Source organism: Runella sp., assembly GCF_965279615.1.
Classification (GTDB): domain Bacteria; phylum Bacteroidota; class Bacteroidia; order Cytophagales; family Spirosomataceae; genus Runella.
In genome coordinates, this window is the sequence record NZ_OZ257252.1 from 3394897 (window position 1) to 3421866 (window position 26970).

At 43.9% G+C, this 26970-nt stretch carries 22 protein-coding genes; 16 read left to right on the plus strand and 6 right to left on the minus strand.

Annotated elements, in window-relative coordinates:
- Nucleotides 1–59: 59 nt before the first annotated feature.
- The 7 genes from ACQY73_RS14340 (at nt 60) to ACQY73_RS14370 (ending at nt 5993) form a co-directional block, all read left to right on the plus strand.
- Entirely contained in the window at nt 60–845 is a 786-nt protein-coding gene (locus tag ACQY73_RS14340; RefSeq protein ID WP_428667203.1) for a hypothetical protein, read from the plus strand.
- 539 nt (nt 846–1384) lie between these two features.
- Nucleotides 1385–1756, plus strand: coding sequence for a LytTR family transcriptional regulator DNA-binding domain-containing protein (locus tag ACQY73_RS14345; protein WP_428667205.1), 372 nt, complete (start codon nt 1385–1387; stop codon nt 1754–1756).
- A gap of 17 nt (nt 1757–1773) precedes the next feature.
- Nucleotides 1774–1914: a hypothetical protein gene (locus tag ACQY73_RS14350; RefSeq protein ID WP_428667207.1), complete on the plus strand. Its 141-nt coding sequence runs from the start codon at nt 1774–1776 to the stop codon at nt 1912–1914.
- 125 nt (nt 1915–2039) lie between these two features.
- The gene (locus ACQY73_RS14355; protein ID WP_428667209.1) at nt 2040–2603 is read left to right on the plus strand and encodes a TetR/AcrR family transcriptional regulator; all 564 of its coding nucleotides are present in this window, start codon (nt 2040–2042) and stop codon (nt 2601–2603) included.
- A gap of 2 nt (nt 2604–2605) precedes the next feature.
- Nucleotides 2606–3283 carry an NAD-dependent epimerase/dehydratase family protein gene (locus ACQY73_RS14360; RefSeq protein ID WP_428667211.1) on the plus strand — a complete coding sequence of 226 codons (678 nt, stop codon included), beginning with the start codon at nt 2606–2608 and terminating at the stop codon, nt 3281–3283.
- Between the two features lie 61 nt (nt 3284–3344).
- On the plus strand, nt 3345–3818 hold the full coding sequence (locus ACQY73_RS14365; RefSeq protein ID WP_428667213.1) for a (2Fe-2S)-binding protein: 474 nt from the start codon (nt 3345–3347) through the stop codon (nt 3816–3818).
- Nucleotides 3819–3821: 3 nt separating this feature from the next.
- Nucleotides 3822–5993, plus strand: coding sequence for a molybdopterin cofactor-binding domain-containing protein (locus tag ACQY73_RS14370; protein WP_428667215.1), 2172 nt, complete (start codon nt 3822–3824; stop codon nt 5991–5993).
- Between the two features lie 133 nt (nt 5994–6126).
- On the opposite strand, the gene ACQY73_RS14375 is transcribed toward ACQY73_RS14370, so the two are convergent.
- From ACQY73_RS14375 to ruvX, 4 genes are all read right to left on the minus strand, one after another.
- Nucleotides 6127–7671 (minus strand): M20/M25/M40 family metallo-hydrolase, encoded by a 1545-nt coding sequence (locus tag ACQY73_RS14375; protein ID WP_428667217.1) that lies wholly within the window; start codon nt 7669–7671, stop codon nt 6127–6129.
- 42 nt (nt 7672–7713) lie between these two features.
- Nucleotides 7714–8445, minus strand: coding sequence for a 3'-5' exonuclease (locus ACQY73_RS14380; RefSeq protein ID WP_428667219.1), 732 nt, complete (start codon nt 8443–8445; stop codon nt 7714–7716).
- Between the two features lie 87 nt (nt 8446–8532).
- A complete protein-coding gene (gene def / locus ACQY73_RS14385; protein ID WP_428667221.1) occupies nt 8533–9105 on the minus strand; it encodes a peptide deformylase in 573 nt (190 codons plus the stop codon).
- Nucleotides 9106–9149: 44 nt separating this feature from the next.
- Nucleotides 9150–9563: a Holliday junction resolvase RuvX gene (gene ruvX / locus ACQY73_RS14390; RefSeq protein ID WP_428667223.1), complete on the minus strand. Its 414-nt coding sequence runs from the start codon at nt 9561–9563 to the stop codon at nt 9150–9152.
- 391 nt (nt 9564–9954) lie between these two features.
- Between ruvX and ACQY73_RS14395 the strand changes: the two genes are divergently transcribed.
- Both ACQY73_RS14395 and ACQY73_RS14400 read left to right on the plus strand, forming a co-directional pair.
- On the plus strand, nt 9955–11478 hold the full coding sequence (locus ACQY73_RS14395) for a trypsin-like peptidase domain-containing protein (protein ID WP_428667225.1): 1524 nt from the start codon (nt 9955–9957) through the stop codon (nt 11476–11478).
- A 139-nt stretch (nt 11479–11617) separates the two neighbouring features.
- Nucleotides 11618–12796, plus strand: a complete 1179-nt coding sequence (locus ACQY73_RS14400; protein ID WP_428667227.1) for a sodium:proton antiporter — start codon at nt 11618–11620, stop codon at nt 12794–12796.
- A gap of 51 nt (nt 12797–12847) precedes the next feature.
- Here ACQY73_RS14400 and ACQY73_RS14405 read toward each other — a convergent pair whose 3' ends face one another.
- Entirely contained in the window at nt 12848–15013 is a 2166-nt protein-coding gene (locus ACQY73_RS14405; protein WP_428667229.1) for a bi-domain-containing oxidoreductase, read from the minus strand.
- A 192-nt stretch (nt 15014–15205) separates the two neighbouring features.
- Here ACQY73_RS14405 and ACQY73_RS14410 point away from each other — a divergent pair, with 192 nt between their 5' ends.
- Both ACQY73_RS14410 and ACQY73_RS14415 read left to right on the plus strand, forming a co-directional pair.
- Complete coding sequence (locus ACQY73_RS14410; RefSeq protein ID WP_428667231.1) at nt 15206–18328, plus strand: glycoside hydrolase family 9 protein; 3123 nt, start codon at nt 15206–15208, stop codon at nt 18326–18328.
- A 333-nt stretch (nt 18329–18661) separates the two neighbouring features.
- A complete protein-coding gene (locus ACQY73_RS14415) occupies nt 18662–19057 on the plus strand; it encodes a hypothetical protein (RefSeq protein WP_428667233.1) in 396 nt (131 codons plus the stop codon).
- A 203-nt stretch (nt 19058–19260) separates the two neighbouring features.
- On the opposite strand, the gene ACQY73_RS14420 is transcribed toward ACQY73_RS14415, so the two are convergent.
- The gene (locus ACQY73_RS14420; protein ID WP_428667235.1) at nt 19261–20076 is read right to left on the minus strand and encodes an ion transporter; all 816 of its coding nucleotides are present in this window, start codon (nt 20074–20076) and stop codon (nt 19261–19263) included.
- A gap of 408 nt (nt 20077–20484) precedes the next feature.
- On the opposite strand from ACQY73_RS14420, the gene ACQY73_RS14425 reads away from it, so the two are divergent.
- From ACQY73_RS14425 to ACQY73_RS14445, 5 genes are all read left to right on the plus strand, one after another.
- Nucleotides 20485–21681, plus strand: coding sequence for an MFS transporter (locus tag ACQY73_RS14425; protein WP_428667237.1), 1197 nt, complete (start codon nt 20485–20487; stop codon nt 21679–21681).
- A gap of 91 nt (nt 21682–21772) precedes the next feature.
- Nucleotides 21773–22555 (plus strand): exodeoxyribonuclease III, encoded by a 783-nt coding sequence (locus ACQY73_RS14430; protein ID WP_428667239.1) that lies wholly within the window; start codon nt 21773–21775, stop codon nt 22553–22555.
- A 186-nt stretch (nt 22556–22741) separates the two neighbouring features.
- Entirely contained in the window at nt 22742–24457 is a 1716-nt protein-coding gene (locus tag ACQY73_RS14435) for a tetratricopeptide repeat protein (RefSeq protein WP_428667241.1), read from the plus strand.
- Between the two features lie 33 nt (nt 24458–24490).
- A complete protein-coding gene (locus tag ACQY73_RS14440) occupies nt 24491–25450 on the plus strand; it encodes a DUF4292 domain-containing protein (protein ID WP_428667243.1) in 960 nt (319 codons plus the stop codon).
- 63 nt (nt 25451–25513) lie between these two features.
- Nucleotides 25514–26935, plus strand: a complete 1422-nt coding sequence (locus ACQY73_RS14445) for a murein hydrolase activator EnvC family protein (protein ID WP_428667245.1) — start codon at nt 25514–25516, stop codon at nt 26933–26935.
- Nucleotides 26936–26970: the final 35 nt, after the last annotated feature.

Below are 26970 nucleotides of genomic sequence, written 5' to 3' on the forward strand. Positions count from 1 at the left end.
TAGAAACGCCCTTAAACCGGCACTTTTGCTTTTTAAAATCTCATAAAAACGTTTTCAAAATGAAAAAATCAATTACTACCCTTGTAGCAATCGCATCTAAATGCGAATCATTAAGGACCAATTCATTATGTGAGTTGAAAAAAAACTCCTCTTTCGTTGGTTTGATCATTTGTCTAATTCTTTTAAACTTTAGCGGAGCTTTATTTGCTCAAAATAATCCCTCCGCAATGCTTGATGTAGCTTCAAGTAACAAGGGTGTACTAATTCCACGTGTAGCTTTATCGTCTACTGCTGATATTAGCACTATTGATTCACCGGCTACTTCATTATTGGTTTATAATACTGCAACCGTTGGCACACCACCCAATAATGTTTCGCCCGGTTACTATTACTGGACAGGAACAAAATGGAATCTTTTGGGCAGTATCACAACATTTGCCGAATTTTATGCACTCATGCCCGGAGATAATACAGCTACAATTGCGCCGGGTGCACCAATCGAATTTCCGCAGAATGGCGTAACAAATGGCATCATTACTCGTATAAATGCGAGCCAGTTTAATATACCTGCCATTGGTACCTATTTGGTTCATTGGCAAGTAAGCATCGCCGAAGCAGGTCAACTTATTTTGCAGCTTAATGGCACCGACATTGCAAGCAGCGTAATTGGGCGAGCAACAGGAACAAGTCAAATAGTTGGTCATACGATGATTACAACCGCTTTACCAAATTCTGTCCTGACGGTTGTAAATCCAAGCGGAAATCCGGTTGCTTTAACGTTGAATCCCGGTGCAGGTGGCACACGTGCAGTTACAGCAAATCTCGTCATCACTCGCATGCAGTAGTAGTGAAATAAATATCCGATATAATTTCAAGAAGTAGGGAACCTTACTTCTTGAATCTGAAATAAGCACACAATTATAAAAACAGCCCAAAAAAAGTGGGAGGTAGAATTAAACTACTAACCAAAGATGTGGCTTACTTTGAAGTCGATGTTAATTACACGATTATTCATTATACTACTAATTGTTACCACTACTATCGGGCATTCAGGAGCGAGTAGGCAATGGATTTACTCGCCCAAACAGTGCATTTCTTATCAATCTTGAATACATAAATAGCCCACAGGTGGACATGGGTGCGTGAAGGGCCCGGAGTAGCCATCCATAACGAGCTTACCCATCAGCACCAACATCAGCTCGGGCAGTGCCAATTTTGCGGCAGGCGCCATTACTACCACCAATCAGATTACCAACGCCAATGTGACATAAACAAGAGACCGAGACCGTTCGGTAACGCTGCTGCCGGGCTTCAAGGCGGAGGCTACGGTGTTTACAGCGCAGATTAGTGCGGGTTATCCACAGAATTAACAAAACAGCGCATAATGATACAAATACCGGCTTCCTATTATAATTATAATCACCACCTGCCCTTTGAGTGGTCACAAGTGCAGCGGCTGGAAGGAAAGGGTAACTACACTGTTTTTGTGCTCATGGATGGCCGCACATACACCTCTACCAAATCGTTGGGCAATTATGAGTCAGTCTTACCTGCCGGCTTTATTCGTATTCATAAAGGCCACGTGGTCAATGTATCGGACATTGTTGCAGTAGGGAGATCACGAAAGGAGATCTGGCTCAAAGACGGTCTTTGTTACGAAGTGTCAAGAAGGCGTTGGCGGCTCTTGGTAGAAATATTGCCGCTTAATCTCTGCGCCGTTGTGGGTGTTATCACCAATGGTGTTCGGAAGATTTAGGTATTTAATTTTGCAGAATGAAAATTAAGGAAATTTTGGCCTTAATTCCGGATGAATTATTGGGCCAATTGGCAAGGGATACCCAAGTGGATTATTATGCCAAGAAGCTGAGCGGTTTCGGTGAAAAAATTAACTGTGAATTTGTGCATATACTTTAGGTGGAGACACAGACCACGGTGGCGAAAGTATAGAAACTTGGATGTCAACAATAAAATCCTGAAACAAATTTGGAAAATCAAAAACAGGCTTTACTTTTGTAGAGTGATTAGTCAATCTATTATAAATGGATAAAAGAGAGCAGATACTGGCGAGTGCGCTAACCCTTTTTGTGGAGTTTGGTTTTCATGGTACCCCAACCAGTAAAATTGCCAAAGAAGCGGGTGTTTCCAACGGAACCCTTTTTCATTATTTCGCCACCAAAGAAGAGCTAATCAAGGAGTTATATATTGCCATCAAAAATGATTTAAACACTTATTTATTTTCACACATCAGTCCCGACGACAGTATTGAGGTCACGCTGAAAAAACTATTTATCTATTTTATTTACTGGGCATTAGACAATCGGGAAAAGAATCACTACATCCAACAGGTGCTTTTTTCACCTCATATTTCTCAAATACCGGAAGCTATTTTACAGGAACAGTCACATCAGGCTATTCAATTGATCGAAAAAGCAAAAGCGGAAAAAATCATCAAAGATCTACCCACCGACCTGCATTATACCTTGGTCAACAGTCACATTATGGGAATTTATAGTTACGTTTCCAACTTACCTCCGGATGAACAAAAAACCATTATCGAACATAGCTTTGAAATGCTTTGGGATATGCTAACCGAATCAAAATAACGATGAAAGAAATCAAGAAAATAAAGGCCATAGTAACAGGCGCCACCGGCATGGTGGGCGAAGGAGTTTTGCACGAATGCCTGCAAAGTCCTGAAGTAGAAGAGGTTTTGATCATTAACCGTAAACCTTCGGGCATTACTCATCCCAAATTGAAGGAAATCATTCACAAAGATTTCTTTGACATTTCTCCCATCAAAGCGCAATTAAAGGGGTATGATGCCTGTTTTTTCTGTTTAGGAGTTTCTTCTGTTGGGATGAAAGAGGAAGAATATACCAAAATGACCTATACCCTTACAATGCACGTGGCGGCAACATTAAGTAAGCTCAACCCTGACATGACCTTTTGTTATGTATCCGGCAGTGGTACTGATAGCACCGAAAAAGGTCGCAGTATGTGGGCGCGGGTAAAAGGCAAAACCGAAAACGATTTGATGAAATTACCTTTCAAAGCCGTGTATAATTTCCGCCCGGGGTATATGCACTCTACGCCGGGTTTGAAAAATACTCTTCCTGCTTACAAATACATCAGTTGGATGTATCCATTCGCGCGCAAGTTTTTTCCAAACTTTGTAAGTACGTTAGCGGAATTAGGCCAGGCTATGATCTACGTTGCCACAAAAGGCTATGAAAAGTCTGTATTGGAGATAAAAGACTTTGTTCCTTTGACAAAAAAGGGATAAAAATTTGTTTTATTGGTAGAGTGATTAGTCAATCTAGAAATATATTAATTAACTAAACTCAATGGAAATCAATTTCAAAATAAACGGTAAGACGGCAAAAGTGAACGTTGATCCTGACATGCCTTTGCTTTGGGTAGTTCGTGATGAGCTAAACCTCAAAGCCACAAAATTCGGTTGTGGCGCTGCCCTGTGCGGTGCCTGTACATTGCACATTGATGGTGAAGTTTACCGTTCCTGCTCTATTCCGGCGAGCTATGCGGCAGGAAAAGAGGTCACTACGTTGGAAGGTTTATCAAAAAGTGAAGAGCAACTTCATCCGATCCAACAGGCATGGATGGAAGAAAACGTACCTCAATGCGGGTATTGTCAGCCCGGATTTATGATGGCCGCCGCCGGTCTGCTTGCCAAAAACCCCCATCCAACCGACGAAGACATCAAAAACAACATCAGCAATATTTGCCGCTGCGGCACGCATCCGCGCATCCTGAAAGCCATCAAAAGAGCCGCTGAACTTAACCAAACCGTTACTATTTAAGCCATGGCAACCGAAGATAAACCCATGAAGAAGAAATTTTCCCGTCGTAAGTTTTTGCAACGCGGAGCAATTATACTGGGCAGCACCGTAGTAACTGCTTATTTAGGGCGCGGCATGATGCGGCGCTATGCCGCACAAACTGTTGAAAGTCTGGATTTTCCTTCAATGATCTCCACCTATCAACCTGATTTCTGGTTTGAGGTATTGCCCGACAATACCATTCTGTTGAAATCGCCCAAAGTGGAAATGGGTCAGGGGATTTTTACGGGATTTGCCATGTTGGCAGCGGAGGAATTGGAAGTACCCCTCAGTCAAATGCGAGTAGAGCATGCGAGCACCTTAAAAGGTCCGGTTGACATGGCAACCGGGGGAAGCAATTCAACCTCTTCTCTGTTTATCCCTATTCGGGAAGTAGCGGCCACGATGCGGGAAATGCTGAAAAATTCCGCAGCAAGGCAGTGGGGAGTAGCCGAAAGTTCAGTTACAGCCCAAAACGGAGTATTGAGTTCGGGTACTAAAAAAATGACCTACGCCGAAGTAGCTCGTTCTACCCAACAATGGGACATTCCGAAAACGCCGGTATTAAAACCTGTTTCTTCGTTCAAATACGTTGGTAAAGAAGCAAAAAGGGTTGATCTAAAAGCAAAAGTACTGGGTAAGCCCCTTTTTGCCATCGACAAAAGTGTACCCGATATGCTGTATGCCCTAATTTTGCAATCGCCTTACATTGGCGGAACTCTCAAAAGCATCAACACCAAAGAAGCCGCCAAATCGGCCGATGTGGTCAAAATCATTGAAGAAAAAGAGCTGGTTGCCGTCGTCGCCAAAAATCGTTACGCTGCCGAAACAGCTTTACACAAAATACAGGCCGAATGGGACGTTCCGAAGAAATGGCAGCAGGCTGATTTTGAAGAAATCGTGACGGTAGGCAAGGGAAATGCCGTTAATGTGCAAAAACAAGGAGACGCGGAAGGGATTCTTGAAAAGAATAAAGAATCGACTTTCAGGCAGGAATACCGAACCCCCATGGCCGCCCATGCCCACATGGAACCCAACGGCAGCGTTGCGCACGTGGAAAAAGACAAAGCTACGGTTACCATCGGCACCCAAATGCCAAGCATGGTAAAAGGGACGGTGGCCAAAGCGATTGATTTAGACGATGACAAAGTCAACCTGGAACTTGCGTATATAGGCGGAGGATTTGGGCGCCGAGGCCTCGTAAATAATGCTTCACAGGCGGCTTTGATTTCAAAGGTCATCGGCAAACCCGTTCATGTGTTCAATACCCGTCAGCAGGAATTTCAGAATAGTGTTTATCGCCCCAACACCCACCACGTATTGGAAGCGAAAATTGGAAAAGACGGTAACATTGAAGCCATTAGCCACAATCAGGCTACTCCGGATATGGTTCTTGAATCCATGGCAGGAACGGCAGCTTTATCGCTTTTTGGCTCAGATTTTGTCTCAGCAGGTCATGGTGCAAGTATTTTATACAACATCAAAAATAAATCTACGGCAGTTTGGCAAACTAAATTACCGGTGATAACGGGTATTTGGCGTAGCGTCGGAATGTTTCCAAACACCTTCGCGATTGAGAGTTTCATGAACGAACTGGCCCACAAAACAGGAAAAGACCCGATTGAGTTACGACTGGAATTGCTCAAAGGAAATGAGAAGATCAATGAACGGTATGTTAAAGTGTTGGAAACCTTGAAAGAAAAAAGTGGCTGGAAAACTACAAAAGCAACCGGAATTGGGCGAGGCGTAGCTATTTGCAATGACCGCAAAACCATTTCCGCCGTCATGGCCGAAATCAGCGTTGTAGACAATAAAATTCAGGTAAAAAAAGTAACGCAGGTCATTGATGCCGGCTTTGCCATCAATCCCGAAGGAATTCGTCAGCAGGTAGAAGGCGCTACGATGATGGGAGTTACAGCAGCATTGTACGAAGGTTTGCAAGTGAAAGACGGGCAAATAGCGACGACTAATTTTCACCGATATCCCATGGCAATGCTGTCAGATACTCCTGACATTGAGGTGGTTATTGTAGAAGGTCACGAAGAACCGTATGGCGTGGGTGAACCGCCGTTGGCACCCGTTGCTCCGGCGATTGCGGCAGCCGTGTTTGATTTGACAGGTAAAAGATTAAGAACATTGCCCTTAAAATTAACCTAAAACTCAGCAGTCGCTAAACTCAGCAGTCGCTCGCGTCCCGCGAGTGACGATTATTAAAAGGCCTCCGGCCTGAATAAAACAGCCGGCCGGAGGCCTCAAAATAGTCGTCACTCGCGGGACGCGAGCGACTGCTTTATTTCGCCTTGCGCGGCATTTTCTCGTCGCGCATGGCAGCTTGGTAGACGCAAGCGGCAATCACAGTAGCGGCTTGTTTAAGATCTTCAGGAATCAGGTGATCGTAGGTATCCATGTTGGTATGGTGCGTCCGTGTATTGTATTCAAGGGGATCCTGAATAAACTGAAAACCGGGAAGCCCTACTCCATTGAACGAAAGGTGATCGGTACCTCCCGTGTTGCTTTTAGTAATAGTGGTAGCGCCTAAGTCCTTGAATGGTTCCAACCATTTTTCAAAAACAGGGCGTGCATCTTCATTCTCCTGCAAATAAACACCTCTTACTTTTCCGGTACCGTTGTCAAGGTTGAAATAGGTCGAAAAGTTGGCGAGATTTTTCTCCGCTCCTTCTTCTTTAAAATGTTTTTTCACATACCCTGCCGAGCCTAAAAGACCTTCTTCTTCAGCACTCCACAGACCGATTCGGATGGTTCGGCGAGGCTTGATATTAAGTGCTTTCAGAATGCGAACAGCTTCCATCATCACGGCTGAGCCGGCGGCATTGTCTGTAGCGCCTGTCGCAGAATGCCATGAATCCAAGTGCGCGCCAACCATTACGATTTCCTCTTTCAACTTTGAATCGGTGCCCTTTATTTCGGCCAAAACGTTGTACCCTTGGGTGTCGTCCGTATAGAATTTTGTTTTAACATCCATTTCCAATTTCACCGGAATACCCGCTTTTGCCAAACGGCACAGCATGAGATAATCTTCGGCGGAAAGCATCATATCAAGCATTTCGGCAGGTGCCGATGTTTTCTGAACGCCAAAACCGGCACCGCTCACAAATACCGTTCCGTCTTTCCCCGTAGCTGTCATACTCAGAATAGCTAAGGCACCTTCCCTTTTGGCAATTTCACGCATTTTCGAACTCATTGTACCGCGTCGACGCATGGTCTGGATCAAATTTCGGCGCAACGAATCTGACATTTGACCTTCTCCACGGCTGCTGTTTCCGGCGGCCATCTTAGCTAAGTCCTCGTCTGTATATCTTCTCGAATCGCCGGTAAAAGATTGTTTGATGTTTTCAGTCAGGCGGTCGATCAGGATGATCTTTCCTTTCAATGCTCCCTTCATATTTTCAATGGCCGTGGTATCTGATTCCGAAAAATACAGAATATCAGCCTGTTTGAAGCCATCCGAACCGCCACACCAAGCTTTGGGAACCGCAATAAAAGGCTTGTAATAAGGTGCGGTCATGGCGATGTAGCTTTTTTCAAGCTCCCAACCTTTCCCGAATTCGCCCCACGCTTCCAGACGGGCATCGGTCAATCCCCATTCAGTCAGTTTGGCTTGTGCCCATTTGGCGGCACGCATCCAACCGGGCGAACCCTGCAAACGCGGTCCTGAGACATCGGTCAAATAAAAAGCGTGATCCATTACCTTGGAGCGTTGCAGCCCTTCGTCGCGGATTTTTTTGACCATTTCAAGGTCTACTTTTTCCTGCGCAAAAGCAGAAGCATAGCAGAAGAAGCCTACTACGAATAGAAGAGGCAGTTGTTTTCTCATGAGCGGATATTAGTTTATGATGATTAACGAAAATTCAGAAAGCTATTCTGCCCGCACGATCAATTCGGGCCTGACGGTATCGTGCTGATTGAGGCGAAGCCACAACTGCGCCAATACCACTACATCTTCTTTGCAGTAACGACGGATGCGGTCAAGGTCTTTTTCAACGTAATAAACCCGCGTTACGTCTTCGCCGGTAATGTCAGATTTGCTGCTCGGGATACCGAACAAAGCCGCCAGCAGATCCAATTGGGCAAAGCTCTTATAATCCCCGAAGCGCCACATATCCAGCGTATCCTGGTGCAGGATTTCCCACGGTTTTTTGCCCGAAAGTTTCAGCGAATCAGGAAGTGTAATTCCGTTAACAAGCATGCGACGGCACAAAAAAGGAAAGTCAAATTCTTTGCCGTTGTGCGCACAGAGAATCAATTGATTTTGTGGATATTTTTCGATCAACTCTTTAAATTCCAACAAAATAGCTTTTTCATCATCGCCGGCAATGGACTTTACTTTAAAGCGTGGCAGATCATCGGAGTTGTTCCAATACAGCGCTCCGACACCAATGCAGATGATTTTGCCAAACTCAGAATAAATGGCGGCCCGCCGATAAAACAGGTCAAAGGGCGATACGTGGTCGTCGTTGCGAATATTAGCCGCTTTACGCTGCCATTGCTCCTGCATCCGTTCATCCAACAGATCAAACGACGCTTTTCCTGACACCGTTTCCAGGTCAATAAAAAGAACATTTTTGGCAACTCGGCGAAGTTCTTGCATACGAATTTGGTAATGAGTATCAAGTAGTGAGTAGCCTGTAAAGATCCGAAAACCGAGTACTCAATTCACCATACTCTATACTTGGCACTATTTAGGAAATCTCATTTTGTAATCCACTTTGACATTGCCCTTTGTAATATCGGCCAGCCGTTTTTTGAGCATCTGTCTTTTCAGCATGGGCAAATAATCCGTGAAGAGTTTTCCTTCCAAATGGTCGTACTCATGTTGAATGATCCGAGCTGCCATGCCTTCGTAGGTTTCGATGCGTTCGTTCCAGTCAATGTCGCGGTATTTGATTTTGACTACTTCAGGGCGATACACATCGGCGCGAATACCCGGAATACTGAGACAGCCTTCCTCAAAAGCCCATTCCTCGCCCGTCTCTTCTACCATTTCCGGATTAATGAACGCTTTTTTAAAGCCCTCCAAACTCGGGTCTTTGTCTTCCTCTTCTTCATCTTCATTGAGAGGCGTACCGTCTACTACAAACAAACGGATACTTTGTCCGATTTGCGGAGCGGCCAAACCGATCCCTGAAGAATCGTACATAGTTTGATACATATTGTCTACCAGCTCAGGCAGATTGAGTTCGTCTTTTTCGATGGGGCGAGCCACTTTTCGTAATACCGGATCGCCATAAGCTACTATTGGAAAAATCATTGTCCTTTTAATGGTTTACAGGGCAAAACACCCATCTTAAGGTTTCATCGTTGGCTTTCAATAAACGACTGCAAAATAATAGTGGCACTCACTTTGTCAATGTTGCCTTTGTCGCGGCGTTCACTCTTTTTGGAACCCATTGCGATCATTGTCTGCAACGCCATCCTACTGGTAAAACGCTCGTCGTGTTCGTGCACGGGTGTATCAGGGAACGCCTTTTTGAGTTGCTTAATAAACCCTTTCACTAAGTGTGTATTGTTGGTGTCGGTATTTTCCAAAGTTTTGGGCATCCCAACCACGAATACATCTACGGTTTCAGTTGTCGTATAACGTTTCAAAAAATCAATCAGCTCAAACGAACGTACCGTTTCGAGCGCCGTTGCAATGATCCGCAACGGGTCGGTGACTGCCAGTCCGGTTCGTTTTGAGCCATAATCAATGGCAAGAATTCGCCCCACTATTTCGTTATGTTTGAGTTAGTTATCAATTGCAATTGTTCATCGAAAAACGGGGAAAAACAACTACATTTGATATTCCCCAAAATTCCCTAAAACGTTAAATTGGCAATTGAGCCACAAATATAGCAGAAAATTCGTCAGCCGTTGGCGACATTACCTCATAAAAGCCCTGCAAGTAGGTGACAATTTGACAGTTAAAACCCGCTTGCATTATTCTTTTATATCTAAATCAGCAACAAACTTTTGTTTGTTAAAAAGTGTTAAAAAGTAGAAATTTGGGCACCGATCATCTTGGCAGAAACGTTATGTCGGTGCATTTTTGACAGTTCATTTTAAAAACAAAAAAATTAAACTCATTAGTTACTAAAACCAAAACCAAATCATAAAAGTCATGAATCAAAATTGGAAATCATTGGCATTGGTTGGACTCATTTCAAGTGCTGTTACCGTAGGAAGTGTTAAGTTCTTAGGCGGTCTTGACAACAATAAAGATGTTGTCTTTACCGAAGCAAGCGCTCCTTCCATGAATCGTTTTACGGGCGGACCAACTCCCGGCGCGGTTGCTGACTTTACCTATGCGGCAGAAGTTTCAACCCCTGCGGTAGTACACATTAAAGCGTCGGCAACACGCCAGGCGCAGCAACGCGGTATGGACATCTTTGATCTGTTTGGCGAAGATTTTGGAATGCGTCGCGGCGGCCCGCAAAAACAGGAGTCTTCCGGTTCAGGCGTTATTGTAAGCCCTGATGGCTACATCGTCACCAACAACCACGTAGTGGAAGGCGCGGAAGAATTGGAAGTAGTGATGTCCAACAAGCGTACTTACAAAGCAAAAGTTATTGGTACTGACCCCTCTACCGATATTGCGGTTATTCAAATTCCGGCCAAAGATCTTCCTTCATTGACATTTGGCAACTCTGATGCTATCAGAGTAGGCGAATGGGTAGTGGCGGTAGGGAATCCGTTCAACTTGGAATCAACCGTTACGGCAGGAATTGTAAGCGCAAAAGGGCGCGGTATCGGTATCCTTGCCGAGAAATTCCAACAGCAGTCACGCGCTCGTGGCAGTCAATTTAAAGGTGATACTCCACTCGAATCGTTTATTCAAACGGATGCAGTAGTTAACCCCGGCAACTCGGGCGGTGCATTGGTCAACCTCAAAGGAGAATTAGTAGGGATCAATACCGCCATTGCCAGTCCAACGGGCAGCTATGCAGGATATGCGTTTGCGGTTCCTTCCAGCTTAGTGAAAAAAGTTTCCAGCGACATCATCAAATTCGGCGGCGTTCAACGCGGTTACATCGGCATTATTCCTGAAGAATTAGACAGCAAAAAAGCGGAACAATATGATGTAAAAGTGGCAACAGGTATTTACGTACAGGGCTTTGGCGAAGGCAACAGCGCCGCCAAAGATGCCGGCTTAAAAGTGGGCGATGTTATCACTAAAGTAGATGGCATCGACGTAGATTCTGATCCTAAATTCCGCGAACTGGTAGCACGTAAACGTCCCGGCGAAAGTGTTGTGTTGACCGTTAACCGTGCCGGAAGCGTGAAAGATTACAGCGTAATGCTTCGCAATCGTGAAGGAGGCCGCGAAATCATCAAAACTGACGAAGCTGATGTAGCGCTTAATTCATTGGGTGCGCAATTCAGCGACCTCAACCCGCGCGAAGTACAACGCCTTCAACGCTCCAACATCACCGGTGGTGTTAAGGTAACCGCCATGGAAGCCGGCAAATTGGCTCGCGTAGGCGTTGAAGAAGGTTTTATCATTACCAAAGTAAACGATAAAGCCGTGCGCACTGTCAAAGAATTGAAAGCAGCTTTAGCCGAGAAAAAAGGCGCACGTGTTCAGATGGAAGGTCTGTATTTAGACTATCCTGAAGATATATATTCCTTCGGATTTAATTTGTAGTACCGATTAACGTCAGTGAGGTTCAAACCTCACTGACGTTTCGTTTTATTTAAAACAAAGGGTTAAGCCGTTAACGGCTTAACCCTTTGTTTTTACACAATGGTTTGTTAGTATTGTAAAGTATCCAACCATTCTATACATGACAACAGCAATCATCATCACGGTCTGTGTTCTGGTTCTTCTTGCCTATGTTTTTGACGTTACTTCCTCCAAAACCAAAGTTCCGTCCGTTATTCTCTTGCTCTTGATGGGGTGGTTAGTTAAGCAAATTGCACTCACTATCGACCTTTCCATTCCGAATCTAAGCTCTATTCTGCCCATTCTGGGAACCATTGGTCTGATTCTTATTGTGTTGGAAGGCTCTCTGGAATTGGAGTTGAATGCCTCTAAATTCCCTCTTATCCGTAAATCTTTCGGAGTAGCATTAATTCCCATGTTATTGCTGGCGTTTGGAGTTGCGGGAGCAATGTATTACTGGCAGGGAGGAAGTTTTAAAGATTGTCTAACCAACGTGGTGCCGCTTTGCGTGATCAGCAGCGCCATTGCCATTCCGAGCGTTAAAAATCTACCGGGTTACCAAAAAGAATTTATCATTTACGAAAGCAGCCTTTCCGATATTTTAGGCGTTGTGTTTTTCAATTTTGTAGCGCTCAATGATACGTTCGGTTTTAATTCCGTTTGGCATTTTTTTGCCCAACTATTTACCATCGTCCTTGTCTCTTTTCTGGCAACAGGCGGCTTATCCTATTTACTGAGTAAAATCGACCATCATATCAAATTCGCGCCTATTATTCTTTTGGTGATCTTGATCTATAATATCTCCAAAATCTATCATCTGCCCTCCCTTGTCTTTATACTCATTTTCGGGCTTTTCTTGGGGAACCTTGACGAAATGAAACAGTTTAAATGGATCCAACGACTCAAACCCGACCTGCTCGACCGCGAAGTAAAAAAATTTAAGGAAATCACGATTGAAGCAACATTCGTGATTCGGGTGCTGTTTTTTCTGCTTTTCGGTTATTTGATGGAAACTTCCGAAATTTTGAATACCGATACGCTGATTTGGGCGATAGGAATTGTAATAAATATCTTCTGTTTACGGGCAATTCTGCTTAAATTCTACAAAATGGACCTTTCTCCGTTGCTTTTTATCGCTCCGCGCGGATTGATTACCATTTTATTGTTTTTGAGCATTCCGGCATCTCAGACTATTCCGTTGGTCAACAAATCCCTTATTATTCAAATCATCATTTTATCTGCGCTGGTCATGATGGTCGGGTTGATGATGGAGAATAAAAAAGAAAGACCGGTTACTTAGGCGTCTGACGGTTTAAACGGGGCGCACAGCTCTTCGGACACCTAAGTACTTTTATTCTTTCAGAGATACCCATGTATTTTCTTTTAAGCTTCGAATAGCAGCAAAAGCCGCCTCTGTTGTATTGATAATTTCATCCAACGGAATCAACGGAGTGCCCCCTGTTTGAATACGTTTCATTAACTCCTGAAACTGCGTTTTATGCCCTTTGTCCTGATTGGTTTTGAGTTTGGAAAAGCCTTTAAATCCATATCCTTCCAAGCTTCGAAAGTTATCCAATATCAACGTGCGTTCCTGCGAATATACTTCTACCCGCTCTTTGGAATAAGCCTTGTTGCCGTTGGAAAAATAATTGATGACGCCCGTTGAGCCGTTTTCGTACCGCAGCAAAATGGTGGCATTGTCGGTCGTTTCGGTCGGATGCGGCCCCATCGCATTCATGCATACTGCCGTGACGCGACTGCCTGTTAAGAAGGTTATCAGATCAATAAAATGACAGGCTTCGCCTAAAATGCGCCCTCCGCCGACAGCACGGTCGTGCACCCATGAGTTAGCAGGAATAAAACCTGCATTCATAGTAGCGATGATATTCATGGGGGCATCTCCCAAAAGTGATTTCATTTTTTGAGCATGTGGTGAAAAACGGCGGTTAAAACCTACCATAATACTCAATGCTTCTTTTTCCGAACTTCCCGAAACAGGGCCGCCCCGCGGTTTAGAATTTTCGGAAAGTTGCAGCCGTTCGAGAAGTTCGGAAAACTCTTCCTCAAAAATTGCCAGCGGTTTTTCTACAAACACATGTTTGCCCGCATTCAACGCTTCTATCGTCAAACGGGTATGTTGATTGTGGCGGGTAGTGATCATCACCAAATCTACCTCTTCATCTCTCAATAGCTCGTGATAGTCGGTCGTACTGTGCGCAATGCCGTGTTTTTGCGCCAATGCTGTCCCTGACAAACCATTTGCACTGGCAATGTATTTTATTGTCGTTGCGCCTTTCAAAGCAGGAAGTAAGGTCATTTTTGTAAAATTTCCAGCACCAATAATGCCAATAATACCTTTTCGACCTGTAAAAGAAATATCATGATGGCGGACGGTACGTTCTGTAGAAATCTTTTCAGGATAGGCCAGCAAGGACGCAATAGCACCTCCTTTGCCCATATCTCCGTAAATTTTACTATATTCTTCCAACGGTATCACTTCCGTAATGAGCGGCTTTACATCGAGCAAGCCCGACTCCATCAATTGCAGAATGGTTTGAAAATTTCGATTTTCCGTCCAACGCACAAAAGGCAACGGATAATCCATTCCTTTTTGCTCATAATCATCGTCATAGCGCCCCGGGCCGTATGAGCAGGAAACCTGAAACGAAAGCTCTTTTTCATAAAACTCAGCCCGCGTTAAATTCAGTCCAATGACACCCACCAAAATGATACGCCCACGTTTGCGCGACATGCGAGCCGCTTGCGAGATAATTTCATCCGTTTTAGTAGAAGCCGTGATCACCACCCCATCTGCTCCTACACCGTTGGTCAGGCTTTCTACCCATTTCACAGGATCAGTTCCTGCGGCGGGATTAGCCACCAAAATTCCTTTTTCACGGGCAATGCGCAGTTTATTTTCGTCAAAATCAAAACCAATGACTCGGCAGCCGTTCAAACGAAGCAATTCAGCCGTTAACAAACCGATCAATCCTAACCCAATCACCACAACAGTTTCGCCCAACGTTGGATTTAGCAATCGCACACCCTGCAAACCAATGGAGCCAATGACGGTAAATGCGGCTTCATCGTCAGAAATTGTATCGGGAATTTTAGTAACCAAATTTCGGGGTACACAAACGATTTCCGCGTGCGGGCCATTGGAAGCCACACGATCACCGATCCGAAGATCAGTGACGCCATCGCCCACGGCAATGACTTGACCTACATTGCAATAACCCAACGGAAGCGGTTGTCCAAGTTTATTAAAAACCGCCTCCAACGTGGGCACCAGGCCATCAGACTTGATCTTATCCAAAACCATTTTGACCCTGTCGGGTTGTTGGCGAGCTTTTTCGATGAGGTTTGCTTTACCAAATTCCACAAGCATTCGTTCGGTTCCCAAGGAAACCAAACTGCGGCGCGTTTGAATCAGAATGGCTCCTCGTTTTACCTGCGGCGCAGGCACTTCTTCTAAGATGGTTTGACCGTTTTTAAGGTTTTGGATGAGTTGCTTCATGGAGCAAAAATACAAAAGCTTAAGTATAGTCAGCCATTTGATTTTTTTTCGGTAAACAGCCCTTTATTTCAATTTCATTGTCTCAAACGTTTTCTCTTTTATCCTTCTCGTTTTTCAATTCCCGCTTAATAAAATACCGCTCGCTCAAAAAGATAAAACGTTAGATTTACATAATATTCAACGACTGCGGCGATGAGGATCTTTATTGTTTGCCTATTTTTTGCTTCCACGGCATTTGCCCAACTCAACGGTTCAGGAAGCCTTACTTCGGGAGGAATCAACAGAAGCTTTGTATTCCATTTGCCCAATGCCAACCCCGATTGTAATTTACCACTGCTCATCGTCTATCACGGCGACGGTGGCACAGGTGCAGGTATTCAAAGTTATGCCGGTTTTGATGCGCTGTCCAATAGCCAAAACTTCATTGTTGTTTATCCCAATTCCACTACGATTTGGGGTTCTCTTCAGTGGAACAAATACGCCGACAATCAACCGGGTTTTGCCCCTTCGGGCGAAACCAATGCCGCCGATGACGTACAGTTCACTTCTGACCTGATTGATTATTTTGCCAATAATTACGCCATTAATCGAAATCGGGTATACGTTACCGGACATTCAGGCGGTGGGTTCATGTGCTATTTTCTGAGCATTGCACTCAATAACAAAATAGCGGCTTTCGCTCCGGTAGCAGCGAGTGTTTGGGGCGAAAACAGTTATTTAAACACGTACTTCAGTAGCGGTGCTTCCGTTAAAGTTCCGATTTTACACATCCACGGTACGGCCGATGGCACTGTCGATTTTCCCATTCCTAATTATTCTCCTGCTTCTCCTCCTTCGTGGGTGTGGCCCGAATCAAGTTATGGCTCCCTAAATTGCAATATTTCTGCTTATACCACCACGGCCTACAATGCTTCGGTGGATAACCTGAGCTTTTGTTCAACCAATAAAAAGGTAATTCTCGCTGCCATTAAAGGTTGGGGGCATGGTTGGGCAACATTGGCAAATGGTGGCTACGATACGCCCACTGAGGTTTGGAATTTTGTCAAAACCTTTAGTTTATCAACATTTAGTACGCCTGTTTTAACGCCGCCAACTGTCACGCCGCCAAGCGCATCCATTACTACAGGGCAAAGTCAACTCATCAGCGCAAGCAATTGCCCGGCAGGAGCATTGCCTTTATGGTCAACGGGAGTGCGGGCAAATTCCGTCAATATCATCCCTTCCGTTAATACAACGTATACCGCCAAATGCTTTGGTTGTAACAGTAGCCAAACAGCCGCATCGGTCATTACCGTCGGAGGAGTCAATACTGCACCTGTGGTCGATACTCATTTCAAAATTGACCAGTTTGGTTACCAAACCAACGCGCAGAAAATAGCCGTTATCAGCAATCCTATTTCGGGGTATAATTCCGTCAATAACGCTTTTACTCCTTCTTCTACCCTGGAAATCAGACGGCTATTCGATAATGTATCTGTATTTTCAGGAAGTATAACTACTTGGAATGGAGGTGCCACGCACGACCAATCAGGCGATAAAGTGTGGTGGTTTGATTTTTCGGCGTTAACCACCAACGGCGAATATTATATTTATGATGCCGCCCAAAACAAGCAGTCATTTGCTTTTGAAATACGTCAGGATGTGTACAAAAACGTGCTGAAACACGCGGTGCGAGCTTTTTTCTATCAGCGTTGCGGCATAGCTAAGGCTACGTATTTTGGTGGTAAAAAATGGAATGACAATACGGCCTGCCACACACACGCCAATCAGGATTTGGATTGTCGATTGGTCACGGATGTCAGTAATGCTTCCCTTGCCAAAAATCTTTCGGGCGGCTGGCACGATGCAGGTGATTACAACAAATACACCAATTTTACGTACGAACCCGTGCATGATCTGCTGTATGCCTATCAGGAAAAGCCCGGCATTTGGACTGATGATTTCGGCATTCCGGAATCAGGAAATAACGTGCCTGATATTTTAGATGAGATCAAATGGGAGTTGGATTGGTTGTTGAAAATGCAAAATGCTGACGGCTCTGTGCTTAATAAAGTCAGCGTAACCGATTTTTCGGCAACATCGCCGCCAAGCGCCGATTTGGGAGCAAGACGTTATGGCCCCGCTTCTACGTCCTCGACTCTTACGGCGGCTTCGGTCTTTGCCCATGCTGCTATTGTATTTGGCTCAACTCCTTCGTTGAGCAGTTACACATCTACCCTGCAAACTGCCGCTATCAATGCGTGGACATGGGCCGCTGCCAATCCCAACGTCGTATATACTAATGCAGGATTTCAAAGCGCTAACCCCGAGCGTGCCGCCTATGATTACCAAACTGCGCTGAAACTCTCCGCCGCCGCTTATCTCTTTGCATTAACGGGCAATGAAACCTACAAAACAGCTTTTGATGGAAGTTATGCCAATGCTCATCTTATTCAATGGACCTTTGCCTATCCGTTTGAAGCAGGGTATCAGGACGCACTTCTTTATTATGCTTTCACTGCGGGTGCTACCGCAACCGTAGCCGCTGCCATCAAAAATAAGTACACAAGTTCGTTGCAAAATACCGATGAAAATCTGCCGAGTTTTACCGGAAATACCGACGCGTACCGGGCCTATTTAAAAACGAGTGATTATACATGGGGTTCCAATACGACCAAAGGACACAAAGGTTCGATGTATTACGCCATGGTCAAATACAGCCTGAATGCCGCCAATGCCACCAACTATGAAAATGCGTCGCGTGGATTTGTGCATTATTTTCACGGCGTAAATCCCATTGGAAAAGTATACCTAACCAATATGTATGACAGCAAAGCAGACTCCTCTATCAACGAGATCTACCACAGTTGGTTTGGCGACGGTACCGTTTACGACAATGCCCTAACCTCTCCCACCGGCCCGCCGCCGGGATTTGTACCGGGTGGAGCCAATCCTACCTACGCACCTGATCCAAGCTACGGAAGCACGATTTCTCCACCTCAAAATAATCCCGCCCAAAAAAGTTACAAAGATTGGAATACAAGTTACCCCCAAAACTCGTGGACGATTTCCGAGATCGGCATTTATACCCAAGCAGCCTATGTACGAGCGTTATCAAAATTTGTCGAAAATGTGCCTTGCCCCGATAATGTAACAGTCAATACTCCTACCTCGGCCGCGACAACCGTTCAGGCACAGCAGGCCATCAGAGGAAATAACTTAGTCATTCCCAACGCTCCCGCGACTTTTCAATCCGGCAAATCCATCCTTCTGGAAAAAGGATTTGAAGCATTGCAGGGAAGCACTTTTTCAGCAAAAGTAAATGGCTGTAACTGAGAAAACAGAACAAATATTTTAATAAAGAATATCGTTTTTTAATTATAATCTCCTAACAATCAATACTTTATTTGACAGGCACTAAAAAAATCATTGCAGTAAATCCGTTATAAGTGATCGCAGGTTTTCAATAGAGACTGCAATGGATAAAGATTGGCTTTTTAGCCTTTCAGGCAGAAAAGCCAATTTATATACCTAATTAAGAAAAAGCGTCATATTTAAAGCATTTTTTTGCAAAAAAAAATACTTATTCGGGGGCTAAAATTATACTTTTGGTATATTATTTGTATATATCAAAAAATACCGATGTATGCTCTAACCAATAAATACGTTATGAAAACTGTTGCAAAAATTATTGCCTATTACAACGACGCGTATTACAGGGTAGCACTGGATCTTAACTTAACATTATCCGGAAAGTTAAAGACTATTCGTAAAGAGGTTCGAAAAGACCTGCATCCTCATCTCGTAAAAATACTGAGCTTTGAACTCTCCAATAAGCAACAGGAACTTTTAGCGTATTTGTACACCGCCAAAGATCAAGTCGAAGCTAAAGTTCATTCTATAAAAGAAAATCAGATTTACCAATGTTTAAACACCGCTAACGATCCGGCAGAGGTGGAGTTAGCTACCCGATATAACCTTATAAAGGCAGAAACCGAAGAGGTTTTTATTAACAATGCAATTGAAGAGCTCGTAGAAGGAGATAACATTTACATTAATCAATAAACCGAAAATTACACGAAAAATCGAATTGCCTATTCGACCTTATCCTGATAAGTGTTAAATGGAAGAGAGCTCATTATCAATCAGTTCTTTCCCTGTCAGCGTTTTTGGAGCGAAATTGTTTTTATAAAATTATATTGGCTAAAAATCCAAAGTTGTTTGTTCTGCATCAGGTTTAAATTTCAGTCAAACCGTATTAATCTACTTCAAAGTGGTGATTGCCTTAACTCATAGGCACAGTACTTGCAAAACACTGCATCGGAGTCATGTCCCTGACGAAGACAGTTGGGACAGGTACGCGTGGTTTCAGCCCGGGAGGCATTAATTACGTTGGCCGTAACAATACCCGTAGGTACGGCTATGATTGCATAACCAAGGATCATGATCAGCGAAGCGAACATTTTACCAATCGTGGTAATAGGCGAAATATCTCCATACCCTACAGTTGTCAATGTGACAATGGCCCAATAAATACTTTGGGGAATACTGCTGAATGCCTCATTTTTTTCATTTTCTATGACATACATGACCGAACCCAAAATGACAGTAAGCAGCAGTACAAAAAAAAGGAAAATGATGATTTTTCGGCGACTCTTCCACAGCGACTCCATCAATACATTTCCTTCTTCCAAAAAGTGAACAAGATTGAAAATGCGGAAGATCCGTAACAGGCGAAACACACGCAGAACCCCCAGAAAATGCAAAGCAGGAAACAACAACGCAAGATAAAAAGGAAAAACGGAGAGAAAATCAATGATACCGTAAAAGCTGAAAACAAATTTCCGCTTGTTGGGTACACAATAAAGGCGCAAAGCGTATTCAATCGTAAATAAAATGGTCAATATCCACTCAACAGTATAAAACGTGCTTCCGTATAGGGCGTATATCAACCGGATACTTTCGAGCATCACCAAAGCAAAACTCAGCAGTATGAGACTCAACAGGGTGATGTCAAACAGTTTACCTTCAATGGTCTCTGCTTCGAAGATTGTGTGATACAGCCATTTTCTAAATTGTTTCATGTAATGTGGAATGAGGGGTGAGCAACGAGTCGATAGTTAATCATAAGCGCTCCTAAAATCGGATCGGTTAAAATTAGAAAAAACTATACATAACCGGTGGCGTATCGGTAGGTAATTGCGCCGGTTCAGTAAAAAGTAAATGAAACGGAGTTGGAAGGTACACTCGCCAATCAAGTCCGGTCGATACAGCTCAACAATATACCTTCAAAAGACCCCGTGTTTGTATTTTTTCTTTAAATCAATAAAACTCTCGCTTCAACGACTCAATCTCCTTCTTAACTTTACATGGTCAATGGCAAGCTATTCCGGCGCAGTATAAGGATTCATAGAGTCAAATTTACAAAGCATTTGAATTTCTAACCAAAATCCTTCAATTTCGCCATTTCAAAACTCAACCCTAAAACACCTATGAAGTCTTCCGTCCGGATACAATTGATGTTAATGATGTTCCTCCAGTTTTTTACGTGGGGATCTTGGTACGGTCAAATGAGTGTTTATCTCGGCAAACAACTCAACGCAACCGGCGACCAAATCGGTAACGCCTATCTTGCTTTTTCCATCGCCATGATCATTTCTCCCTTCATCGGAGCCGTGGCCGACCGTTATTTTGCCGCCCAAAAAGTATTGGGAGTACTGAATTTAATAGGAGCAGGGTTGCTGTTCATACTTTCACAGATCACCGATACCACAAGTTTTTTCTGGGTTATTTTAGCCTATTGTTTATGTTTTGCACCCTGTATCGCCCTCACGACATCTATCTCTATGCGACACATTGCGTCTCCCGAAAAAGATTTCCCTACCATTCGGGTGATGGGTACGCTTGCGTGGATCGCCGTGACCAACTTAATTGGTTTTCTCAACGTAGGCGATCAAGTCACCATCTTTCAAATCTCTATCGTAACATCGCTCATTTTAGGGTTATTGGCCTTTACCTTACCCAATACACCTCCTCGCGCCACAGGCCCGATAAATGTTGGTCAAATCATTGGAGCTGATGCTTTTACGTTATTTAAAAATCGCTCTTTTGTCATTTTCTTTATTGCCTCGGTGCTTATTTGTATTCCTTTATCGTTCTATTATGCCTATGCAAACCCTTCATTGCGCGCGTCAGGAATGGAATTTGTGGAAAACAAAATGTCATTGGGGCAAGTCTCAGAAGTGGTATTTATGCTATTGATCCCCTTGGCATTCAGCCGTTTGGGAGTTAAATGGATGTTGGCTGTGGGCTTGATCGCCTGGATCATTCGCTTTCTTTGCTTTGGCTACGGAGACGCCAATACCGGCGAATGGATACTTTATGTGGCTATTTTACTCCACGGAGTTTGTTTTGATTTTTTCTTCGTAACCGGACAAATTTATACCGATACAAAAGCCGGCGACAGTATCAAAGCTCAAGCACAAGGTCTTATTACCTTGGCTACTTACGGCCTCGGCATGGGCATTGGCTCATGGCTGGGTGGGCAAGTCGTAGCCGCTAATACCAATGCGGACAAAGTAACGGATTGGTTAAGTGTTTGGACGGTCCCCGCCGCCATTGCTGCAGGTGTATTAGTGCTTTTCCTATTATTCTTCAGCGAAAAATCAGCTAAATCGGCTACGGTTTAGAGGGAATAAGAGTTTAAAATCTTCTAAAACATTCCCTATAAAAAACACCCCTCTCCTTGAATAAGGAGAGGGGCAGGGGGTGAGGTTCCGCATGCAAATTCTTTCTTACAACGTCAACGGCATTCGCGCTGCCATGCGCAATGGGCTCATGGAATGGCTTGCCACAAAGTCATTTGATGTATTGTGCTTTCAAGAGGTCAAAGCCACGCTCGACCAAGTCGATCTATCGGCATTTGAAGCGTTAGGCTATCAATTGGCCGGTTGGAATGCGGCCCAAAAGAAAGGCTACAGCGGTGTGGCTATTTTTTCTAAAGCCTCTGTAAACAATTGCGTAATTGGCTGCGGCATTGACCTTTACGACCATGAAGGCCGCGTGATCCGCACCGATATCGGTAACCTAACCATTGTCAATGCATATTTTCCTTCGGGCACCAGTGGCGACGAACGCCAGGGAGTTAAAATGCAATTTTTGGGCGATTTCCATCAGTGGATAACAACATTGAAAGAAACACGCCCCAATCTTGTCGTGGTCGGTGATTACAACATTGCCCACCGGGAAATCGACATTCACGACCCGATCCGTAATAAAAATACGACGGGATTTCTTCCCGAAGAACGCGAGTGGATGACAAAGTGGTTTGCCGATGGTTTTACCGATGCTTTCCGATATACAAATCCCGAACTGGTGGAATACAGTTGGTGGAGTTATCGGGCAGGTGCCCGAGCCAACAACAAAGGTTGGCGCATTGATTATCTTTCCGTTACAGATAATCTTCAACCCTATCTTGCGGCATGTCGGCAATTGCCGGATGCAGTACATTCCGACCATTGTCCCGTTTGGTTGGAGATAAATGATGCTTTTTTTTCGTCGTAAGCAAAAAAACTACTCCCTCATAGGGCCGGGCCGCCGTTGCGGAGGGTTTAGGAGGGGTTTTTGTATAAATTTTGGTAAAACGACTAAATTCTTCCAATTTTGCTTCGTTAATCTCGTTTTTTATAATAGATTGAATCTCAATTTCGAACCTCAGTCACACCAGTCAACGAGATTAATTTGAAACCAATGAAACACACGCCCTTTGTTTGGGTATTCTTATTTTTGAGCCACCTCGCAATGGCCCAAAAAAATAAGCCTGTAGGTGAAACCGACGCCCAAAAATCACAACGATTTGAATTAGAATCATTACTGGCCGAAGGTATGAAATATACTGCCATGGAAGAATACCTCCGGGCTGACAGTGTCTTGCGAAGTGCATTAAAGATCGACGCTGCCGTACCTGCCTTAAATTACGAACTGGCGCGTACACTACTAAAACGCGAGCGCTTGGATGAAGCGGCTATTTTTTCACAAAAAGCGGCTCAGCTTGCGCCGGAGAATAAATTTTACGCCATTCAGTTAGCGGAAATTTATACTCAACAACGTAAATATGCCAAAGCGGCCGAAATTTATCGCGGCATAATCCGTCAAAATTCCGATAACGCTGAGTATGGTCTCGAATTGGCAGCTGTTTATATTTTGGATGAAAAATACGAAGAGGCACTGAAATCATACGATGAAGTAGAACGCGCCTTGGGTGTAGATGAAGATCTGGTGCATCAGAAACAGCGCATTTATCTCAAGCTCGATAAGCCTAAAAAGGCCATTGAAGAAGCCCATAAACTCATTAATGCCGAGCCGACCGAAGCCCAATATGTGGTAGAATTAGCGCAATTATTAATGATGGACAAACGCGCTCAAGAAGCCAAAGAACAACTTGAAAAAGCGCTTAAAATTAACCCTGACGAGGCCGGTGCCCGCATGATGTTGGCCGATATTTATCGTCAAAGCGGAGATAATAAAGCGGCGGAACAACAGATCGGGCAAATGTTCAACAACCCCAATGCTGACATTGACACCAAAATGCAGGCATTGGTAGGATTGCTTCGTGAAGCAAAAGACGAAGCTACCCGTCAGGAAGTACTCAACAGAGCGGCCGAGATCGTAAAGGCTCACCCCAAAGATATGAGAGCCTATGTAGTGTACGCTGATCTGTTGGTCAAAGCCGACCGCAAAGCGGAAGCACGGGATGCCTACGTAAGAGCCAGTCGCATCAACAGTTCAATGTACGAAGTCTGGGGAGCGATTTTACAACTCGACGGCGATCTTAATCAAATTGACAGTATGGTGGCTCACTCAGAGCAGGCATTGGAAACATTCCCCAATCAAGGCCTGTTTTGGTATTCCAATGGTTCAGCCTATTTGGTCAAACGTAATTATCAAAAGGCCGTCGATGCCCTCGAAGAAGCTCAAAAACTAACGTCCGACAATAAAGAATTACAGGGAGCGATCTATGGTCAATTGGGTGATGCTTATCACGGATTGGGTGAACACGAAAAGTCAGATGAATCGTACGAAGCTTCTATCAAGATAGAGCCTAAAAACGATGGTGTTCTAAATAATTACAGTTATTTCTTATCGTTACGCAAAGCCAAATTGGAACGAGCCAAAGAAATGGCCAGTCAGGTAGTAAGCCGTAATCCTGACAATGCAACCTATTTGGATACTTATGCATGGGTGCTTTACGTAATGAAAGATTACAAAGGTGCCCGTACAAATTTAGAAAAGGCCATTGCTTCCGGCAAAAATGTAAGTGGAACGATTATTGAACACTACGGAGATGTACTTTACCAATTGGGCGAACGGGAAAAAGCAGTGGAGCAATGGAAAAAAGCCAAAACAATGGGTGAGAACACGTCTCAAATAGATAAAAAAATTGCGACGGGTCAATTGATTGAGTAATACCGATTCAATTCCTGTCATTTCCCACAGAATATGAAAGTTAAGGTACCATTCTTTAAAGAAATTTTTGTTGACGCATTCCGCGTTTCCCTTGGATATCTTCGTGCTGAAAAACTCTCTCCCGACGCAAATACGTTTTTTTCCTTTCCTTTGAGCTATACTGCGTTTGTCTTGGTTCTGGTTTTTTCAGCGTGTCATCGACCAAGAGAAAAAAGTAAAACCGCAACAACATCCGATAGTCTTGCCGTAGTCCAAAAAGACACGAATGTATCTCCCAAAAAAGATTCATTGACGGTAGTAACCGCGCCGATCTCTGAAACGGAAGATACAAAAGTAAACGTTGAAACGGTTGATTTCAAGTACCTGACGGCCAAGTCTAAAGTGTCATTTAAAAGCAAAGATCAAGACATAGACAACGCCAACGTCAACATCAGAATGCTGAAAGACAGCGTTTTGTGGCTTTCAATTGTGGCAGGGCCTATTGAAGTAGTTCGAGGTCTCATCACACGCGACTCTATTCAGATCGTTGATCGTTATCATAAAGAGTATTATCTGTACGATTTTAATTCACTGAGTCAAAAATTCAATTTTCAACTGAGTTTCGATCTGATCCAATCTATTTTGATAGGCAATATGCCCATTCCCAAAAAAGAAAATCAACGCTTTAAAAAGGAAAAAGACTATTTCATGCTTCGCCAGCAGGAAGGAAAGATAGTGTTGGAAAATTACATTGGAGAACAGAACCGTCGTCTGAAAAAATTGCTTGTTACCGAGCAGCCAACCAAGAATTCTCTCACGCTTGATTACGACGATTTTACCCATCTGAACAATTATCTGTTTCCTTATACCAGTCTTATTCAGTTGGATTATCAATCTCAAAAAGATAATCAACTTTATCAGACCGTATTCCGAATAAAGCATCAAAAAGTAGAATTAAGCGATAAAAAGCTTAGTTTCCCATTCAGTGTCCCACCCAAATACGAGCGAAAATAGAGGGTCTTGACGATTTTAAAACGTATTGTTGCTGTGTTGAATAAGCTATTTATGAGTAAAAAAATGATTGAATGTTATACTGAAAATATTGCTGCTGTACGCCAATGGACAGAGCGTTTTTTTCAGGATAATACTAAGTTGGTTTTTAAAGTATTGGTGCTGATCGGATTAGCACTCTTTGTCCCCTGTGTTTCGGCAATGGCCCAAAAAAGTCGCCAGCAACTTGAAAAAGAGAAACGGGAAAACATGGAACGTTTACAGGAGTTGCAGGGGATTTTGAAGCAAACAACCGAACAAAAACGAGCTACTTTAGGCCAATTAAAAGCGATCAAACAACAGATCAGCGCCCAAAATCGTAAAATAGACCTGATCAACGACGATCTGAAGTTGATGGATTCTGAATTGAACGAACTGCAACAAGCCAAAGTAGCGCTCGATAAAGACCTTGAAAAATTACGGGATGAATATGCTCGAATGGTGTATAATGCCTCCAAACGTAATAATAGCCTGAATGAGTTAAGTTTCCTGTTTTCGGCACCTAACTTCAACCAATTTTTGGTCCGTTACAAGTATCTGAAACAATATACCGATGAACGAGAGAAGCAGGTTACCCAAATGAAAAAAGTGCAATCACTCATGATTGCTAAGTCAAACAGTATCACCAATAAGAAAAGAGATCAGGAGAATGCGCTCAAAACCCGGATCGCAGAAAGTAAAAATCTGGAAGAATTACGAGGAACACAAGATAAAGTTGTTAAAGAATTAAGCAGTCGCGAAGTAGAGATCCGAGGTGAAGTAGCGGAAGTTCGGAAGGCAAATAAGCAGTTGGAAAACGCCTTAACACGCATTATTCAACGCGAAATAGAAGAGCGGCGTGAACGGGCGCGCACCGCGGCCCGCGAAAAAGCAGCGCGCGACAGGGCTGAGCGGGAGGCCGCCGCAAAAGCCGCTGCCGAAAGAGCGAAGGAAAAGGACAACAACAAAGAAGAAATCACAAAAGCAGAACCTCCGGTTACCAAACCCGAGACCAAAAAAGAAGCGATCAACGAAGAAGGTATGAACGAAGAAGAGGTAACATTGGCCTCGTCGTTTGCCGCCAACCGCGGACGTTTGCCTTGGCCTGTTCCCGGATTTATTTCCGATGGTTTCGGAACCAAAGAAGTACTCAAAAATGTCTTTCAGGAAAACCAGGGAGTAGACATTCAAACCAATGCCGGTACAGCCGTTCATACTGTTTACGATGGTGTCGTGATGGACGTAACCAACATGGGTGTAATGCGGAATGTCGTATTTGTTCAACATGGTGATTTTTACACCGTCTATGCAAAATTGAAAAATGTGAATGTTCGGCCGGGGCAAAAACTGAAAGCAAGAGAAACCATCGGGGTAGTGGCTACCGATGGTGATGGTGTTTCTGAAGTTAATTTTCAAATTTGGAAAAACACCAGCAAACTCAACCCCGAAGTTTGGCTTCGACCAAGATAAAAACCGTTTATCGTTATTTGTTATTGATCAATACC